This is a genomic window from Ciceribacter azotifigens (assembly GCF_048159625.1).
GTDB lineage: Bacteria > Pseudomonadota > Alphaproteobacteria > Rhizobiales > Rhizobiaceae > Allorhizobium > Allorhizobium azotifigens.
This window is the reverse complement of sequence record NZ_JBLQTA010000003.1, coordinates 260922-278919: the sequence shown is the minus strand read 5'-3', so window position 1 is coordinate 278919 and position 17998 is coordinate 260922. Positions and strand designations below refer to the sequence as shown.

Annotated in this window: 17 protein-coding genes and 1 pseudogene; 11 read left to right on the top strand and 7 right to left on the bottom strand. The window is 62.9% G+C overall.

The genetic code is table 11. The features are described from left to right. The first annotated feature begins 44 nt into the window (after window positions 1–44). The 4 genes from rpmI (at window position 45) to pheT (ending at window position 4345) form a co-directional block, all read left to right on the top strand. The gene (rpmI, locus tag ACM6UT_RS06485) at window positions 45–248 is read left to right on the top strand and encodes a 50S ribosomal protein L35 (protein ID WP_416796528.1); all 204 of its coding nucleotides are present in this window, start codon (window positions 45–47) and stop codon (window positions 246–248) included. 36 nt (window positions 249–284) lie between these two features. Then, entirely contained in the window at window positions 285–689 is a 405-nt protein-coding gene (gene rplT, locus ACM6UT_RS06480; protein WP_112685882.1) for a 50S ribosomal protein L20, read from the top strand. Between the two features lie 133 nt (window positions 690–822). Next, a complete protein-coding gene (pheS, locus tag ACM6UT_RS06475; RefSeq protein ID WP_416796527.1) occupies window positions 823–1908 on the top strand; it encodes a phenylalanine--tRNA ligase subunit alpha in 1086 nt (361 codons plus the stop codon). Window positions 1909–1921: 13 nt separating this feature from the next. Beyond that, on the top strand, window positions 1922–4345 hold the full coding sequence (gene pheT / locus ACM6UT_RS06470; protein ID WP_416796526.1) for a phenylalanine--tRNA ligase subunit beta: 2424 nt from the start codon (window positions 1922–1924) through the stop codon (window positions 4343–4345). A 46-nt stretch (window positions 4346–4391) separates the two neighbouring features. Here the strand turns inward: pheT and ACM6UT_RS06465 are convergent, their stop codons facing one another. Continuing rightward, entirely contained in the window at window positions 4392–5300 is a 909-nt protein-coding gene (locus ACM6UT_RS06465) for a DMT family transporter (RefSeq protein WP_416796525.1), read from the bottom strand. Window positions 5301–5579: 279 nt separating this feature from the next. On the opposite strand from ACM6UT_RS06465, the gene ACM6UT_RS06460 reads away from it, so the two are divergent. After that, entirely contained in the window at window positions 5580–6320 is a 741-nt protein-coding gene (locus ACM6UT_RS06460) for a helix-turn-helix domain-containing protein (RefSeq protein ID WP_416796690.1), read from the top strand. Between the two features lie 16 nt (window positions 6321–6336). Beyond that, window positions 6337–6864: pseudogene (locus tag ACM6UT_RS06455) on the top strand (LysR substrate-binding domain-containing protein); the annotation flags it as partial. Here the strand turns inward: ACM6UT_RS06455 and ACM6UT_RS06450 are convergent. Then, window positions 6865–7311: a GNAT family N-acetyltransferase gene (locus tag ACM6UT_RS06450; RefSeq protein WP_416796524.1), complete on the bottom strand. Its 447-nt coding sequence runs from the start codon at window positions 7309–7311 to the stop codon at window positions 6865–6867. A gap of 7 nt (window positions 7312–7318) precedes the next feature. Further along, window positions 7319–8269, bottom strand: a complete 951-nt coding sequence (locus tag ACM6UT_RS06445; protein WP_416796523.1) for an aldo/keto reductase — start codon at window positions 8267–8269, stop codon at window positions 7319–7321. A gap of 183 nt (window positions 8270–8452) precedes the next feature. Between ACM6UT_RS06445 and ACM6UT_RS06440 the strand changes: the two genes are divergently transcribed. Next, a complete protein-coding gene (locus tag ACM6UT_RS06440; RefSeq protein ID WP_416796522.1) occupies window positions 8453–9439 on the top strand; it encodes a Gfo/Idh/MocA family protein in 987 nt (328 codons plus the stop codon). 27 nt (window positions 9440–9466) lie between these two features. On the opposite strand, the gene ACM6UT_RS06435 is transcribed toward ACM6UT_RS06440, so the two are convergent. Continuing rightward, entirely contained in the window at window positions 9467–9841 is a 375-nt protein-coding gene (locus tag ACM6UT_RS06435; RefSeq protein ID WP_416796521.1) for a GtrA family protein, read from the bottom strand. Then, window positions 9838–10860, bottom strand: coding sequence for a glycosyltransferase (locus ACM6UT_RS06430; protein ID WP_416796520.1), 1023 nt, complete (start codon window positions 10858–10860; stop codon window positions 9838–9840). Before ACM6UT_RS06430 ends, ACM6UT_RS06435 begins: the two co-directional genes overlap by 4 nt. 156 nt (window positions 10861–11016) lie before the next feature. Between ACM6UT_RS06430 and ACM6UT_RS06425 the strand changes: the two genes are divergently transcribed. From ACM6UT_RS06425 to ACM6UT_RS06410, 4 genes are all read left to right on the top strand, one after another. Beyond that, complete coding sequence (locus tag ACM6UT_RS06425) at window positions 11017–12852, top strand: hypothetical protein (protein ID WP_416796519.1); 1836 nt, start codon at window positions 11017–11019, stop codon at window positions 12850–12852. 85 nt (window positions 12853–12937) lie between these two features. Continuing rightward, a complete protein-coding gene (xseA, locus tag ACM6UT_RS06420; RefSeq protein WP_416796518.1) occupies window positions 12938–14548 on the top strand; it encodes an exodeoxyribonuclease VII large subunit in 1611 nt (536 codons plus the stop codon). A gap of 156 nt (window positions 14549–14704) precedes the next feature. Further along, complete coding sequence (locus tag ACM6UT_RS06415) at window positions 14705–15595, top strand: EamA family transporter (protein ID WP_416796517.1); 891 nt, start codon at window positions 14705–14707, stop codon at window positions 15593–15595. 153 nt (window positions 15596–15748) lie between these two features. After that, on the top strand, window positions 15749–16084 hold the full coding sequence (locus tag ACM6UT_RS06410; protein ID WP_416796516.1) for a hypothetical protein: 336 nt from the start codon (window positions 15749–15751) through the stop codon (window positions 16082–16084). 63 nt (window positions 16085–16147) lie between these two features. Here ACM6UT_RS06410 and ACM6UT_RS06405 read toward each other — a convergent pair whose 3' ends face one another. Together ACM6UT_RS06405 and ybaK are read right to left on the bottom strand one after the other, a co-directional pair. Beyond that, the gene (locus ACM6UT_RS06405; RefSeq protein ID WP_416796515.1) at window positions 16148–17401 is read right to left on the bottom strand and encodes an aminopeptidase; all 1254 of its coding nucleotides are present in this window, start codon (window positions 17399–17401) and stop codon (window positions 16148–16150) included. A 119-nt stretch (window positions 17402–17520) separates the two neighbouring features. After that, the gene (gene ybaK / locus ACM6UT_RS06400; RefSeq protein WP_416796514.1) at window positions 17521–17994 is read right to left on the bottom strand and encodes a Cys-tRNA(Pro) deacylase; all 474 of its coding nucleotides are present in this window, start codon (window positions 17992–17994) and stop codon (window positions 17521–17523) included. Window positions 17995–17998: the final 4 nt, after the last annotated feature.

Genomic DNA, 17998 nt, shown 5'->3' with positions numbered 1-17998 from the left:
AGCTTCGTCTGTTCCTTTCGATACAAAAACAATGGAGTAGCAAAATGCCCAAGATGAAGACGAAGTCTGCTGCCAAGAAGCGGTTCAAAGTTACCGGCACCGGCAAGGTGCTGGCAGCTGCTGCTGGCAAGCGCCACGGCATGATCAAGCGGTCCAACAAGTTCATTCGCGATGCGCGCGGAACCATGGTTCTCGCCGACGCTGACGGCAAGAAGGTCGTCAAGAACTACCTGCCGAACGGTCTCTGAGACCCGGCTCTACTGGATTACTAAGGAGATCATGACATGGCACGCGTAAAACGCGGCGTTACCGCCCACGCCAAGCACAAAAAGGTTTTGAAGGCAGCCAAGGGCTTCTACGGCCGCCGCAAGAACACCATCCGCGCCGCAAAGGCCGCGGTTGACCGTTCCAAGCAGTACGCTTACCGCGACCGCAAGGTAAACAAGCGCAACTTCCGCGCTCTGTGGATCCAGCGCATCAATGCCGCCGTCCGCGAATTCGGCCTCACCTACGGCCGCTTCATCGACGGTCTCAACAAGGCCGGCATCGAAGTCGACCGCAAGGTCCTTTCCGACCTCGCCATCCGCGAGCCTGAAGCTTTCGGTGCGCTCGTCGCTGCCTCGAAGAAGGCCCTCGAGTACCTCAAGGAAGACGGCTCGGCCAACGAGTTTGAAAGCGCGGTTCGTTAAGACCAGCGCTTCCCAAGCTTTCTAAAAATTCGATTGGGAAACCCGCGCTGGCAGGGCTGGCGCGGGTTTTTTCTTTCTCGGTGTCATGCCGACCGCGAGACGGTGTCGGCAATCAGAGGCAGGAACAAGAGACATGTCCGATCTCGACAGTTTGAAAGCGGCCCTCCTGGCCGATATCGCCGCCGCTGACGGTGAGGCGGAAATCGAGGCGCTGCGTGTCGCAGCTCTCGGCAAGAAGGGTTCGATTTCCGAGCTGCTGAAGACGCTCGGCTCGATGACGCCGGAGGAACGCCAGACCCGGGGCGCGGCAATCAATGCGCTGAAGAATGAGGTGACCGAACAGATCACCGTGCGCAAGACCGAACTTCGCGATGCGGCGATCGCTGCCCGCCTCGCCGCCGAAACGGTGGACGTTTCGTTGCCTGTCCGCTCCTCGCCGGCCGAGCGCGGTCGCATTCATCCGATCAGCCAGATCGTCGACGAGATTACCGCCATCTTTGCCGATATGGGTTTCTCGATCGCGGAAGGCCCGGACATCGAGACCGATTACTACAATTTCACGGCGCTCAACTTCCCTGAAGGTCATCCGGCCCGTGAGATGCATGATACCTTCTTCCTGCAGCCGGACGCCAACGGCGAGCGCAAGGTGCTGCGCACCCACACCTCGCCGGTGCAGGTCCGCACCATGGAGGCGCAGAAGCCGCCGATCCGCATCGTCATTCCCGGCAAGACCTACCGCCAGGACTCGGATGCCACCCATTCGCCGATGTTCCATCAGGTGGAAGGCCTCGTCATCGACAAAACCGCGAACGTCGCCAACATGCGTTGGGTGCTCGAGGAGTTCTGCAAAGCCTTCTTCGAGGTGGACAACGTCGTGATGCGCTTCCGGCCGTCCTTCTTCCCCTTCACCGAGCCCTCATTCGAGGTCGATATTCAATGCGACCGTTCCTCGGGTCCGATCGTCAAGTTCGGCGAGGGCAAGGACTGGATGGAGATTCTCGGCTGCGGCATGGTGCATCCGAACGTTCTGCGTTCCGGCGGGCTCGATCCCGACGAATATCAGGGCTTTGCGTGGGGCATGGGTCTCGACCGCATCGCCATGCTGAAGTATGGCATGCCGGATCTCCGGGACTTCTTCAATGCCGACGTTCGCTGGATGAGCCATTACGGTTTCCGCCCGCTCGACGTGCCGACGCTGTTCGGCGGCCTGAGCGCGTGAGGAGGATAGAACGATGAAATTCACACTCTCCTGGCTGAAGGAACACCTGGAAACCGACGCCACGCTCGACGAGATCTGCGAGCGTCTGACGGCGATCGGCCTCGAGGTCGAGGACGTCGATGACAAGGCGGCCTACAAGCCGTTCGTTATTGCCAAGGTGTTGACGGCCGAAAAACATCCGGAAGCCGATCGGCTGAAGGTGCTGATGGTGGACGCCGGCGACGGTAAGCCGGTGCAGATCGTCTGTGGTGCGCCGAATGCGCGCGCCGGCCTCGTCGGTGCGCTTGCCCGTCCGGGCACCTATGTCCCCGGCATCGACGTGACGCTCGCCGTCGGCAAGATCCGCGGCGTGGAAAGTCACGGCATGATGTGCTCGGAGAAGGAGTTGAACATCTCCGACAACCATGACGGTATCATCGATCTGCCGGAGGATGCACCCGTCGGTACGTCGTTCGCGACTTACGCCGGCCTGGACGATCCGGTCGTGGAGATCAATCTCACGCCGAACCGTCCGGACTGCACCTCGATCTTCGGCATCGCCCGCGATCTCGCCGCCTCCGGTCTCGGCAAGCTGAGACTGCCGACGGCGCCAAATTTTAAGGTCGAAGGTGAGACCCCGGTCGAGGTCAAGATCGTGCTCGACGATGAGCGGCTTTGCCCCGGCTTCGCTTACCGCCTGGTTCGTGGCGTGACGAACGGCCCGAGCCCCAAATGGATGCAGCAGCGGCTTCTCGCCATTGGTCTTCGTCCGATTTCGGCACTGGTCGACGTCACCAACTACATGACCTTCGACCAGGGTCGGCCGATGCACGTCTTCGATGCCGACAAGGTCAAGGGTGACCTCGTGGTTCGCCGTGCCCGCGAGGGCGAGGAAATCCTCGCGCTCGATACCCGCACCTATAAGCTGAACCCGGCCAACATCATCATCGCCGACGACAACGGGCCGGAATCGATCGGCGGCATCATGGGCGGCGAGCATTCCGGCTGTGACGAAAACACGGTCAACGTGCTGATCGAGTCGGCGCTTTGGGACCCGATCAACATCGCCAAGACCGGCCGCAGCAACGGCATCATCACCGATGCCCGCTACCGTTTCGAACGCGGTGTCGATCCGGAATACATGGTCCCCGGCCTCGAACGCACCACCGAACTGGTGCTCGAAATGTGCGGGGGTACGGCGGCCGCTGCTAAGGTCGCCGGCCACAAGGGCCATGTCCGCAAGATCGTCGACTTCCCGTTCTCGGAAGTGAAGCGTCTCACCGGCCTCACCGTCTCCAACCAGGAATCCCGCGCGATCCTGACCGGCCTCGGCTTCGAGGTCGTCGGGGAAGGCGAGCAGGTCAAGGTTTCGGTGCCGTCCTGGCGGCCGGACATCGACGGCAAGGCCGACTTGGTCGAAGAAATCATGCGGATCCACGGTGTCGACAACATCAAGCCGGAGCCGTTGCCAAGCGCCGGCGCCGTCAATGGTCGGATCCTGACGCCGCTGCAAATCCGCACCCGCACGGCCAAGCGCGCCCTTGCCGCCCGTGGTATGCTGGAGGCCGTCACCTGGTCCTTCATCTCGCACGAGCAGGCGAAGCTCTTTGGCGGCGGGAGCCATGAACTGCGGCTTGCAAACCCGATTGCTGCCGATATGTCGGACATGCGGCCATCGCTATTGCCGGGCCTGCTGAGCGCCGCGCAGCGCAACGCAGACCGCGGCTTCGGTGACGTCGCGATCTTCGAGGTTTCGGGCACGTACGAAAACGATACCCCGGAAGGACAGCGCCGCGTCGCCGCCGGCATCCGCCGCGGAACGGCCTCGCTTTCCGGTGCCGGCCGCATGTGGTCGAACGCGGCCAAGGGTGGCGGTAAGCCGGTGGATGTCTATGACGCGAAGGCCGACGCGCTCGCCGTGCTGGAAGCCTGCGGCCTGCCGATGGGGAACGTGCAGATCGAGCCCGGTGCACCCGCGTGGTACCATCCGGGCCGCTCCGGCACGATCAAGATGGGACCGAAGGTGATCCTCGGTTACTTCGGAGAATTCCATCCGAAGACGCTGGAGGCCCTCGATGTCACCGGCGCCCTCGCCGGCTTCGAGATCTGCGTCGACGCGATCCCGGAACCGAAGAAGAAGGCGACCCGCACCAAGCCGGCACTGGAGCTTTCGCCTTTCCAGATGGTAAAGCGCGACTTCGCCTTCGTTGTCGACAAGACGGTGGAAGCCGGAGCAATCGTCAAGGCGGCCGGCAGTGCCGACCGCAGGCTGATCACCGGCGTGAATGTCTTCGACGTGTTCGAGGGCGCATCGCTTGGCGAAGACCGCAAGTCGGTCGCAATCGAGGTGCTGATCCAGCCAGTCGAGAAGACTCTAACCGACGAGGATTTCGACGCACTGACCAAGAAGATCGTCGCCAACGTCGAAAAGTCGACCGGCGGCATACTTCGCGCCTGAGCGGCAATCGAGGTGAGAAGGGGCGACGTTGCCGCCCCTTCTCCGTTCAGGCTCTGCTCGGCTCAGTGCCGCCGGTCTTCGCCCACCCCGGTAGACGGGCGAACATCACGACGTTGCCGGCAAGGGTCAGAAGAAGGCCGGCGACGCCGATCGCGGTCCAGTGATAATCCTCGTAGATACTCGACAGCGTGAGCGCGACGACCGGGAAGAGAACGGTTGCATAAGCGGCCTTCTGCGAGCCGATCCGTGAGACCAGCATCAGATAGGTCGTGAAGCCGATGACCGAACCGACGACCGAGAGATAGAGCAGCGCGCCGAGATAGGTGATATCCGGCGGTGCGACCATCGGCGTGGCGGTAAGAAGGACGAGACCGAGGAGCGTGAGGGCGCCATAACTCATGCCCCAGGCATTGGCCGTCACCGGACTGATGCCCGCCGCGCTATTGCGGCGCGACGCCATGTTGCCGAGCGAAAAGAACATCGTGCCGAGTGCCGAGAGCCCTATGCCCTTCCAACTCTCCGGATTGAAGGCGACGAACATGTCCGGCCCGAAGAGCAGCACGAGACCGGTGGCACCAAGCATTGCCGCGAGAAGCGTGCGTAGACTGATCCGGTCGCCGAAAAAGATCCGCGCATTGACGGCGTTGAAAATGGTCGCAAGCGAAAAGACGACCGATATCAGGCCGGACGGAACATAGGCGGCAGCGTAATAGAAGCAGAGAAAGTTGCAGCAGAACAGGCAGAGCGCCTGGGCGAGGATGAACGGCTGCTGTCGCAGCGGCGGAACTTTCATCCGGCGGGTCAAGATCAAGGTGCCGACGAGGATCAGCGCGGCGGCGCCGAACCGGTAGAAGACGGATACCAGAACCGGAACGGGCCCGATCTGGCGGGCAATGGCGATCCAGGTCGTGCCCCAGATCAGAACGGTCGAGGAAAAGAGCAGATAGTTGGTCATGGTGGTTCCCTGAATGTAGGGGCATACCTAGGGTCATTCCGGTGTCCGCGCTTGCACGATCTTGCGGTGAATTGCGTCAGGGAGCCGGGCGGCCATCACTTCCGGATGGCCGTTCGTCGAATTTGCGGTAAAAGGGTTCGCTACCACAACAGGCTTTCCATGCAGCAGCGTCCGTCCGTTTACAGTTTGCTCTCTTCTTCACCGCGCGCGCAGCGACTGGCGGGGCTGGACCTTGGTACCGGAAAGGCGACGGCGGTCTGGCGCAACAGCTTCGACCGGATGCACTACGAGCGGCCGGACGGCCACACCTTCAGTCTCTACCTCCGTGGCGGCGAAAGCACATGGCGGCTCGATGCCGGGCGTGCCCACGGCTGGCCGGGCGCGCTCTGCCTGATGCCGCAGGGCGCGTCTTCGGACTGGGAAATCAACGACACCTTCGAATTCGTCCATCTCTACGTCACGGACGACGAATTGCGGCGGCAATTTTCCGAGACGCTCGACCGCGATGCGCGGCTGATGACCGTTCCCGAGGCGACGTTCGACGATGCGCCCCGGCTTGCCGAAGGTCTGCAGCGTCTGGCTGTCGCGACGCAGACCGGGGATACCCTGGGGGCGGAGGAGGCGATCACTGTGGCGATCGCCTGCCTGTTTTCTGACCCGCGTTACGGTGGAGCGCGACCGGTTCCCCTGCGCGGCGGCCTTTCTCCTGCGATCCGGCGGCGGCTGATAGACTACATCGAGGCCCGCCTCGAACATGTGATCATCCTCCAGGAACTGGCAGGTGTCGCCGGGTTGAGTGAATTCCACCTACAGCGCATGTTCCGGCTAAGCTGCGGGGTCTCGCCCTACGGTTTCATCCTCAACCGGCGCATCGACCGAGCCAGAAGGATGCTGGCGGACGGCGATCCCATCGCCGAGATCGCGTCCGCCTGCGGCTTCAGCAGCCAGAGCCACATGACGCGGATGTTCAAGGCGGTAACCGGTACAACGCCCTCCGCCTACCGCCGCAGGGTCGCGTAAGCCGGCATCTCATCGTCCGGACATCTTCGAGCTTATCACCGAGGACCGATACGAGGATCTGGTCGCGAAGGGTTACGACGCCTGTCTGAGACTCGGCGAAAGCCTGGAGCAGGACATGATCGCGGTGAAGGCGAGCGGACCGTTCTCCTGCGCGGTCGTCGCCACGCCGGATTATTTCCGCGCCCATCCGATGCCGACGCATCCGCGCGACCTGCTGCGCCACGCCTGTATCCGGCGTCGCTTCTCGAGCGGCGCGATCTACCGCTGGGAGTTCGAGAAGGAGGGGCGATCACTGATCGTTGACGTCGAGGGCTCGGTGATCCTCTCGGACGACCGGCGGATGCTGCAGGCGTGTCTCGGCGGAGCCGGGATCGCCTATCTCTTCGATCAGCGGATTGCCGAGGAATTGACGCAGGGTCGCCTGGTGCGCGTCCTCAAAGACTGGTGTCCGCCTTTCGACGGCTTCTACATCTACTATCCCTCGCGCCGGCAGATGCGGCCGGCGCTGAGGGCTTTCATCGACTTCTTCCGCTATGGCGCCTGATTATGTGAGCGCGATCCGATAGCGCACATGCCCGCATTCTTGTGCATAGGTGTCGTAGAGCTTCCGGGCACGCACATTGTCACGGTCGGTGTGCCAGTAAAGGCGCGACCAGCCCTTGGTCCTGGCGAGCGTGATCAGGTCATCGATCAGCGCCCGTCCGACGCCCTGGCCGCGGAATTTCTCGTCGACATAAAGATCCTCGAGATAGCAGTCGGGCGTCAGCGCCCAGGTGGAATCGTGGAAGTGGTGGATGGCGAAGCCCGCCATCTCGCGATCGACCAGCGCCACCCGCATGGCGACGCGGGACGACGGGTCGAGGATGCGCGCCCAGGTGTGGCCGGTAACCGCCTCGGGAAGATCGACCTTGTAGAATGTGAGGTAACCGACCCAGAGCCTGTGCCAGGCGGCTTCGTCTGTGGGCTGTGCGTCACGGATTTCGGTTGTCATGGATGGCTTATGCCCCCGCTTCGTTGAGCAGTGCCATCTGCGCGGCGGAGAGTTCGAGCTTGCCGGCTGCAATCATGCTGTCGAGCTGGTTGAGGCTGGTGGCACTCGCGATGGGAGCGGTCAGGCCTGGGCGGGCGGCGACCCAGGCTATGGCGACGGTTGCCGGTGTCGTGCCGGTCTCCGCCGCGACCTTGTCAAGCGCGGCAAGGATGCGGCGCCCCTTGTCATTGAGATAATCACCGACGCGATAGCCGCGCGCGGCCCCCTCGGTGTCCTTCGCCTCGCGATACTTGCCGGACAGGAAACCCGCAGCCAGCGCATAATAGCTGATCACGCCGATCTCCTGCTTCATGCAGAGATCGCGAAGCGGTCCCTCGAACTTGTCGCGCGTATAGAGATTATATTCGGGCTGCACGACATCGTAGCGCGGCAGGCCGGCTTCGGCTGCGGCGTCGAAGGAGGCCTGAAGCTGCGCCGCATCATAATTGGAGCAGCCGATTGCCCGGATCTTGCCTTCCTGCTTCAGCCTGCCAAAGGCTTCGAGCGTCTCCTCATGCGGCACTTCGTCGTCCGGCTTGTGGGCCAGATAGAGGTCGATGTAGTCGGTGCCAAGACGCTTGAGCGAAGCCTCGACCGCCTCGGCGATCCACTTGGCGCTGAGGCCCGTCTTTCTGCCGTTGTTGTCGAAACCGACCTTCGTGACGATCACGGCGCGATCACGCGGTACGTGCCCGCGCTTCAGCCATTTGCCGATGATCGTCTCACTCTCGCCGCCGACATGGCCGTCAACCCAGGCCGAGTAGACGTCCGCCGTATCGATGGCGTTGTAGCCGGCGTCGAAAAAGGCATCGAGCAGCGCGAACGACGTCTTCTCGTCCGCAGTCCACCCGAAAACATTGCCACCGAAGACGACGGGGGCGATGGAAAGGCCGGTGCGGCCGAGTGGACGCTTCTGCATGGAAAAACTCCGTGGCTTCGTGGGGGAGGGGCCTCTTGCGCCCCGGTCGGAGGAGGAAGGTTAGCAATGGTGGCTGTGATCGACCATCGAATTTCTTTGATGGGAGGACAACCGTCCGGGCGCCATTGCCTCGTTCGGCGGCAATCGATAGGTTGCCGCAGCATCGTTACAGGAGGGTCCCCAATGCTGCGTTTTGGAATTCTATCGACCGCAAAGATTGCCCGGGAACTGGTGATTCCTGCGATCCAGGACGCCGAGAACTGCGTTGTTTCCGCGATCGCGAGCCGTGACCTCGTGAAGGCGCGGGCCTTGGCCGATCGCTTTTCCGTGCCCCATGCCTTCGGATCCTACGACGAGATGCTCGCCTCCGACCTGATCGATGCGGTCTATATTCCGCTGCCGACGTCGCAGCACGTCGAGTGGGCGATAAAGGCTGCCACTGCCGGGAAGCACGTGCTGTGCGAGAAGCCGATCGCGTTGAAGGCCGAGGAAATCGATCAGGTGATCGCCGCCCGCGACCGCAACAACGTGATTGTATCCGAGGCCTTCATGGTGACCTATGCACCGGTCTGGCGGAAGGTGAGGGCGCTGCTTTCGGAAGGGGCGATCGGCCGGTTGCGCCACGTGCAGGGTGCGTTTACCTACTTCAATCGTGATCCGGCGAACATGCGCAACATGCCCGAGCTCGGCGGCGGCGGGCTTCCGGACATCGGCGTCTATCCGACGATCACCACCCGCTTCGCGACCGGCAAGGAGCCCTTGCGCGTCCAGGCGGTTACCGAGCGCGACCCGGTCTTCGGCACCGATATCTATTCGAGCGTGAAGGCAGAGTTCGACGGCTTCGAACTGAGCTTCTACGTCTCGACGCAGATGGCGAACCGCCAGATTATGGTCTTTCACGGCACCGACGGCTTCATCGAGGTGCGCTCGCCCTTCAATGCTGACCGCTGGGGTCCGGAAGAGGTTGAGTTGACGAACCAGTCGCATAATCTCTCGCAGGTCTTCCGTTTCCAGGACAGTCGTCAGTACCGTTGCGAGGCGGAGGCTTTCGCCCGTGCCGCTGCCGGCGAACCGGAGGAGATCGTGACTCTGGAGAACTCGCGCGCCAACCAGCGCTTCATCGACGCGATCTATCGTGCGAGCGAAAAGGACGGCTGGGAGACGGTGTAAGGCGGCGAGCGGGAGAGTCCCTTCCCGCTATCGGCGGAACACGAAGCGCGAATAGCCGAAGAAGCTGAAGGCCATTGCCGCGAACGAGGCAAGCACCAGTGCGGCAACCGGTTTCAACAGTGGCGAGGCGATCAGCAGGGCCGAGTAGAGAACGTAGTTCAGGACGGCGGTGGTGATGCCGACCGACCCATACCGGAAACCCTCCACTGCCAGCGAATGGCGCGAGGCGCCGAAGGTGAACGTGCGATTGAGAAGCCATGTGGCGGCGAGCGCGATCACGATCGCGAATGCCCGCGCGATAAAGGGACCGAGCGGCGTTGTGTTGAGCAGAAGCATCAACACAGCCGCATCGATCACGAAGCCGGTGGTGCCGACAATGCCGAAGCGCAGGAGCCTCTTCATGCGGCATCCGCCCTGGCAGGAACCGATTTCGCGTCGGCGGAGAGCCGCTTCTCGGTGCTGGCGCCGCGAAGGACGCGGGTCGATGCAAGACCCGGAAGCGTCATGTAGTGGATTCGCAACTGCTCGGCGCGCGAGCGGGCGACGGAATCGAGGATGATGCCGGCGGTGAAGAAGAGAAGCGACATCATCATCAGCGCGAGTGAGAACACCCAGGTCGGCATGCGTTCCACCAGCCCGGTCTGGAAATAGGCGTAAAGGACCGGCGTCATGAAGACGACGCTTGCTGCCATCAGAGCCGCGGAAAACGCGCCGAAGAAGGCAAAGGGGCGCGTCTCCTTCATCAGCATCGCGAACATCCAGAGGATTTTTGCCCCGTCGCGGAAGGTCGAAAGCTTCGAATGGGAACCTTCCGGTCGCCGGCCGTAATCGAGTTCGAGCTCGCAGACCGGAAGCTTCAGGCGTGAGGCATGGACCGACATTTCCGTTTCGATCTCGAAACCGCCGGAAACGGCAGGGAAGCTCTTGACGTAACGTCTGGAGAAGGCGCGGTAGCCGGAGAGGATATCGGTGAAATCCTGCCCGAAGAGGAAACGATAGAGACGGTTGAAAAGCCGGTTTCCGAAGGCGTGGCCGTTGCGGCCGGCATCCTGGTGCACGCCGCGGCGTATGCCGACAACCATGTCCGCTCGTTCGGTGATCAAGGTTCGGACGAGTTCTTCGGCGTCCTCCGGGGCATAGGTGCCGTCGCCGTCCGCCATGACATAGATGTCGGCTTCGATGTCGGAGAACATGCGGCGCACGACATGGCCCTTGCCCTGACGCCGCTCCCGGAAGACGGTTGCACCGGCAAGCATCGCGTGCAACGCGGTGCCGTCCGTGGAGTTGTTATCGTAGACGTAAATGCGCGCATCGGGCAGGGCCTGCCGGAAGCTGCGGACGACGGTCCCGATCGTTGCGGCCTCGTTGTAGCAAGGCAGCAGAACAGCGATGTCGAGATTTTCCGACCCGGATACGTGCATACTCGTTACTCGCAAAACACAACGGGCGCTCCGGTCTGTCCGAAGCCTGGTTTTACTATTTCTTGAGAAGGTTAAGGCTAGGTTTCGCGCACATGTGACACCTGAAATTTCCGCCGCCCGGTTCCGCCGGTGCGACGGCGAGGGGGCAATTCCGACATGGCGGCCATCGACATCGTGAACGACGAGCGCAGACCGCTTTGGACGCGTTACGGCTTCTCCCTTCTGCTCTACGCAGTGGTGACGGTTTCCGCGCTCTCCTTTCTCAATCTGCCAGGCGCGCAAGATTACGTCGGAACGGACAACGACGACGTCATGCGCCTCGTCGTCGTGCGCGATCTCCTTGCGGGGCAAGGATGGTTTGACAATGTGCAGCATCGCCTCGGTCTCGAGGCGGGCACGTCGATGCACTGGTCGCGACTGATCGACCTTCCGATCGGGGGGCTCATCCTGCTTTTCCGGCAGTTCCTGCCGGAAACCGCGGCCGAGGCCACGGCATTGCTGTTCTGGCCGCTGTCGCTCACGATCCCGTTGCTGGCGACGACAGGGCTTGCTGGCCGAAGGATAGGCGGTCCGCAGGTGATGCAGATCGCCTTTGCGATGACGGTCATTCTGGTCGTTACGTCGAACCGGTTTCTGCCGGGGGCGATCGACCACCACAATGTCCAGTTCGTCCTCATCGCCACAATGGCAGCCATGCTGGTCGATGCCGACTACAAGCCGTGGAGTTTCGCAGTCGCGGGCGCGGCGGCCGCCCTGGCAATCGCCATAGGCGCGGAGACGACGCCCATCATCGCCGTCGTCTGTCTGGTTGTTGCCGTCCTGTGGGCTTGGCACGGGAGAGCATTCGCCGCCGCGGCACAGGCGTTCGCGCTGGCGATTGCCATCGGTGTAACGGTCTTCTTCTTCGCCACGGTTCCGCCGAGCCGCTACGGCGAGGTTACCTGCGACAGCCTCTCCGTAGGCTATTACGGGATCACAGCGGCCGGTGGCGCATTGCTGTTCCTTTCGGCCCTGCTGGCGAGTGAAGCTCGCCGCCAGTTCCGTTTCGCCGTGCTCGCGGTCAGCGGTGTGATCGTGGCTGCGACGGCGCTCATTCTGGCGCCGCAGTGTCTGCGCAATCCCCTTGCCGATCTCGATCCGTTGCTGGTCAAGCTCTGGCTCTCCAATGTGATCGAAGCGCAGTCCGTGCTCAGCGAACTGAGGAGCGAGCCAGGCACTTTCGGTGGCTTTTACGCGGTCGGTTTTTTCGCTCTGATCGTCTGCCTTTCGCGTATCGTGATGCGCGACCGCGTCGAACTGCATGCCATCCTTTTCGCACTGGTGGCGGCCGCCTGGGGGATTGCCCTGATCCAGGTGCGTGGCGCCGTCTTCGCCAATCTTCTGGCGATTCTGCCGCTGGCGCTCCTGATTTCCGAACTCCGCCGTCATGCGCATGCCGACCCCGAGAACATGAGCATCGGCTTCTTCTTTCTCGGAAGTGCCCTCATCGCGGTGCCGAGCGTATGGGCCTTTCTCGGTGTGCTCGCCGCCGAGGGTACGGATGGCGTCGCCAATCGGCTTCGGAGCGGAGCGCCGAAGCAAACCGAGATGGCGGCGTCCGCGGATTGTGAAAGCCAAAGGGCGATAGCGCCAATGGTGAACGTGCCGGCGACGACTGTGGTCGCACCCTCGGACAGCGGTTCCGATATCCTGCGGTTCACTGCCCATCGTGTGCTTTCGGCGCCCTACCACCGCAATCAGGGAGGCATGCTGACTGAATTGCATATCGGGCTTGCGACTCCTCCCGAAGCGGTCGCCTTCCTCCGTGGCGCGAAGGTCGGTCTGATCGCCTATTGTCCCGAGAACGCGCAGACGAAGCGCCTGGCGGCGATGAAGCCGGACGGGCTCTATGCGGCGCTCGGTCGTGGCGAGATTCCGCCTTACCTGATGGCCTTGCCGCAGGCGGAAGGCTCAGGATTCCAGCTCTACCGGGTCGAGCTGCCGGCTGAATGACGCCGGTGCGGTTGATAAACGCTGTTGGAGCTTCAAGGATCGTTTCGAGGCTGATCTTTGCCGTCAATTGGGCTAGTAAGCCTGCATGGCCAATTTTTTCAGTGATGATTCGCCCACCAATCTCACGGAATTCACCGTTTCCGAGCTCTCGGGCTCCATTAAGCGGACAATCGAGAGCGCCTTCGATCATGTTCGGGTACGCGGTGAAATCTCCGGCTATCGCGGGCCCCATTCCTCGGGCCATGCGTATTTTTCGCTGAAGGACGACAAGTCCCGCATCGACGCGGTGATCTGGAAGGGCACCTTCTCGAAACTGAAGTACCGCCCGGAAGAGGGCATGGAAGTCATCGCAACCGGTCGCGTCACGACCTTCCCCGGCTCGTCGAAATACCAGATCGTCATCGAGGCACTGGAACCGGCGGGCGCCGGCGCGCTGATGGCGCTGATCGAGGAACGCAAGCGGCGGCTTGCGGCGGAAGGCCTGTTCGATGCCGCCCGCAAGCAGTTGCTTCCCTACATGCCGAAGGTGATCGGCGTCGTGACCTCGCCAACCGGTGCCGTCATCCGCGATATCCTGCACCGAATCTCCGACCGCTTCCCGGTCCATGTGCTGGTGTGGCCCGTGAAGGTGCAGGGCGAAGGCTGCGGCGAGGAGGTCGCAAACGCCATCCACGGCTTCAACGCGATCGAACCCGGCGGGCCGTTGCCTCGTCCCGACGTTCTGATCGTGGCGCGCGGCGGCGGCAGCCTCGAGGATCTCTGGGGCTTCAATGACGAGATCGTCGTGCGCGCTGCAGCCGAAAGTGCGATCCCGCTGATTTCCGCAGTGGGCCACGAGACGGACTGGACGCTGATCGATTATGCCGCGGATGTGCGGGCGCCGACGCCGACAGGTGCCGCCGAAATGGCAGTACCGGTAAAGGCCGACCTGGAGGCGCAGGTCGCAAACCTCGGTGCGCGGCTTGCGGGTGCGAGCAGTCGTCAGATGGAATCCAGGCGCCAGAATCTCAGGGCGCTCGCTCGCGCCCTTCCGTCACTCGACCAGTTACTGGCGCTGCCGCGCCGCCGCTTCGACGAAGCCGCGGGCAGCCTCGGTCGCAGCCTCGAACTCAACACGATGAACAAACGCCGCAGTTTCGAACGCGCGGCCTCCCGCCTCAACGCCGACATTCTGGCACGGCGGATCGCCGAGCGGCGCCAGCGCCTCAATGAACGCGCGTCGCTTGCCGAGAGGATCGTGGAGCGCATGGTCGATCGGCTGAGATCCCGCCTCGGCCGCTGCGATGCCGCACTCACGGCCATCCCCTCGCGTCTGCAGTCGCAGACAGGACGTGCCCGCGACCGACTGACGGGGCTGGTCGCCCGTGCCGATGCCGCCATGACGGCGGAGACCCGGCAGCGCCGGCATGCGATCACGGCGCACGACCGCATGCTGCAGTCGCTTTCCTACAAGAGCGTCCTGATGCGCGGTTACGCCGTCATACGAGATGCCGGCGATCGCCCGATTTCGCGCGCCGCCGGGCTGGTGACGGGAACCGCGATTGCGATCGAATTCGCCGACGGCCGCGTGTCGGCTGTCACCGGAGAACCGGGGGAAGCTACTGCCGCCTCAGCCAGCGAGGCGAGGACCGCACCTCCGTCGACAAGGTCCTCGAAAAAGGGCGAACCTCCGGCCGGGCAGGGTAGCCTTTTCTAATCAGCAAGAGGCATTTTCCGACTGGTCAGGGACGATCAGACGGGCGTGTGGTGAGATCGGACCTCTCTTCACCACAACCACAACCGTGTGAATATATCTTGCCATAAAGATAAATCGGCGTAAGCATGCCACTTCTCGAACAGGAGGGCAGAGCCGATGGTGAAATCCGCCGACATCACGACAGTTGCCGTTACCGCAATCGCTCCGGCGATCTGGGGAAGCACCTACATCGTGACGACGACCATGCTTCCCGATGGCTACCCCCTGACGGTAGCCATGCTGCGGGCGCTGCCGGCGGGGCTCGTCCTACTTGTGCTCGTCCGTCAGTTTCCAAGCGGGCTCTGGTGGTGGCGCATGCTCGTGCTGGGCGCGCTCAACTTCGCGATCTTTTGGGCGATGCTCTTCGTCTCCGCATACCGGCTTCCCGGTGGCGTCGCTGCGACCGTGGGCGCGGTCCAACCGTTGATCGTGATAGGGCTCTCTCGTCTCGTGCTGACGACGCCGGTGCGCCTGACCGCCGTCGTCGCGGGTCTTGCCGGGCTTGTCGGTGTCGGTCTTCTGGTGTTGACACCGAAGGCGGCACTTGACCCGATCGGTATCGTCGCAGGGCTAGGCGGTGCCGTTTCCATGGCGACGGGCACGGTTCTGACGCGTCACTGGCGCCCGCCGGTATCGAGCCTGACGGCGACGGCCTGGCAACTGACGGCGGGCGGGCTGCTTCTGGTGCCCCTTGCCTTTGCGCTGGAGCCGCCCTTGCCCGCACTCTCGTTCACGAACATCGCCGGCATCACCTATCTCGGATTGATCGGCGCCGCGCTCACGTACATTCTCTGGTTTCGGGGCCTCGTCCGGCTGGAGCCCTCGGCGGTCGCCTCTCTGGGCTTTCTGTCGCCGGTGGTCGCCACCCTGCTCGGCTGGGTGATTCTCGACCAGGGTCTGTCGCCGATGCAGTTCCTCGGGTTCCTGGTCGTGCTGGCGAGCGTGTGGCTCGCCCAGCTGGCAGCGGCGTCGCCGGTACCGACAGTCACGTCTGCTCCGGCGCCTTGAGAGGACAGCAGGGCGAGTGATGCCGGTCTGCACCAGCTTTTGCATCGTCGCCATTTAAACGCCCGCCGGACTTCCTATGTCTATCCGTATCGTCAGCAGACACGAGGGCGTTCGCACGGTTGACACGGCCCGTCGCTCAAGGAGTATGAGATCATGAAACGGATGGCGGGAATAGTTCTCACGGGTCTTTTGCTGGCCGCCGGTACGCCTGCGCTTGCAGGTGATGCCGAACTCGCATCGATCCTGTTCGGCAAGGTCTATAACGACGGCGTGACGGCGGTGCAGGTCGGCGCAGGCTACCGCGGGAGGAATGGGGATGTCCCGCTCTTCGTCCGACATCCTTCTGCGGCGCTTGTGCGTGCCGCTCAGGCGCAAGCGGCAGGCGATCCGACCCTCGGCGAAGCACTGTCGCGGCGCGGCATCGCCCTGCACAACGTCATCTGGGTCCAGACCGCGATGAACGGCGGCCGGATCATCTATCACTACTGAAATCTGGGCTATCGAGGCGGCGAAGTGTATGGCTTCCGCCGCCAGTCGAAAGCGTCCGCAGCCTCAGGCCCACTCCCCCCTGCGCATGACCGGCACCCGGCTTCCGTCAGCTTTCACGCCATCGATATCGACCTTGTCCGAACCGATCATCCAGTCGATGTGGATCAGCGAGGAATTGCCGCCCTGTGCGGCGATCTGATCCTGTGTCAGCGTAGCTCCATTTAGGAAGCATTTGGAGTAGCACTGGCCGAGCGCGATGTGGCAGGAGGCGTTCTCGTCGAACAGCGTGTTGTAGAACAGGATACCGGACGCCGAGATCGGCGAGGAATGCGGCACCAGTGCCACTTCGCCGAGTCGGCGGGCACCTTCGTCGGTATCGAGCACCTTCAGCAGGACCTCCTCGCCCTTCGAGGCCTTCGCCTCGACGATGCGGCCGCCCTCGAAACGAACCTGGATGTCATCGATCAGCGTTCCCTGATGCGAGAGCGGCTTCGTGCTCGACACATGGCCTTCCACCTTCAGCGCGTGCGGCGTGGTGAAGACCTCTTCGGTCGGAATGTTCGGGTTGCAGGTGACGCCGTTCTTGGCGACTGAAGCGCCGCCGTGCCACTCGTGTCCGTCGGCAAGGCCGACCGTCAGGTCTGTGCCTGGACCGGTGAAGTGCAGGGCAGCGAAACGCTCGCCGTTCAGCCAGGCGGAACGCTTGTGGAGCTCGGCATTGTGTTCGGCCCATGCGGCCACCGGATCGTCGCGGTCGACGCGCGAAGCGGCGAAGATCGCATCGGCGAGCTTGCGGACTGCCTCATCGACCGGTAGCCCGGGGAATACCAGCATCGCCCAGGACGGGTTCGGATAGGAGCAGATGTTCCAGTTGATATCGAAATTGGAGATGTGTTCCAGCGCCGGCTTGTAGGCGATCGAGTTCGCCTTGTTGGCGCGCGCCACCTTGGCCGGATCCTGGCCGGAGAGCAGCATCGGGTTGTCACCGGCGATCGCCAGCCGTGCGGCACCCCTCGCATAGGCTTTCGCCATGCCGTCATAGAGCCAGCCCGCGGCCCGGTCGAAGCTTGAGTCGGGCGCGTGCCGATAGCGGGCAAGGGTCGCCTCCTCGTCGGAGTAGAAGGTGGAGACGAGGCTCGCACCCGCCATGTAGGCGTGCTTGGTGATGAGACGAACGAGCGGCATGGCGGCAATGGGCGCCGTGATGACCAGTTCCTGGTCCTTCTGCAGATCCAAGCCCACTTTGACGGCTACTTCGGCCAGCTTTTCGAGCTTTGCCGGATCGACTGCGGTGTTGAAATCGGGCGCGATTGTCATGGAAAACCTGCCATTCTGTTGCGATGAGTCACAAAGACTTAGAGGTCTTTGCGGCGAAATTGAAGTCCATGCCATCGCCGGGACGCCTTCTCGCCTGTCTCGCGGCGTTTGGGCTTTCGTCAGGCGGTCACGGAGGCGGCGATCGCCTTGAGTGCGTTCCGGGCCTCCTTCGGATCGAGGCGAACCTGCACGCCACGCTGGCCGCCGTTGATGTAGACATGCGGCTCTGCGAGCGCAGTCTCCTCGATTGCCGTCGGCACCGCCTTCTTCTGGCCGAAGGGGCTGATGCCGCCGACGTGGTATCCTGTAAGCCGTTCGGCATCTGCCGGCTTCATCATCGCCGCCGACTTGCCGCCGAAGGCGGCCGCGAGCTTCTTCATGCTGACCTCACGATCTGACGGGACGACGACGCAGACCGGTCTGCCGTCGACCTCGGCCATGAGCGTCTTCAAGACCCGGCGGGGCGCCTCGCCAATCGCCTCTGCCGCCTGGAGACCAATACGCTCGGCGTCGGGGTCGTAGTCGTAGAGGTGAACGGAAAAGACGATGCCTGCCTTCGTTAGGGCCTGCGTGGCGCGCGTGGTTTTGGACATCGAA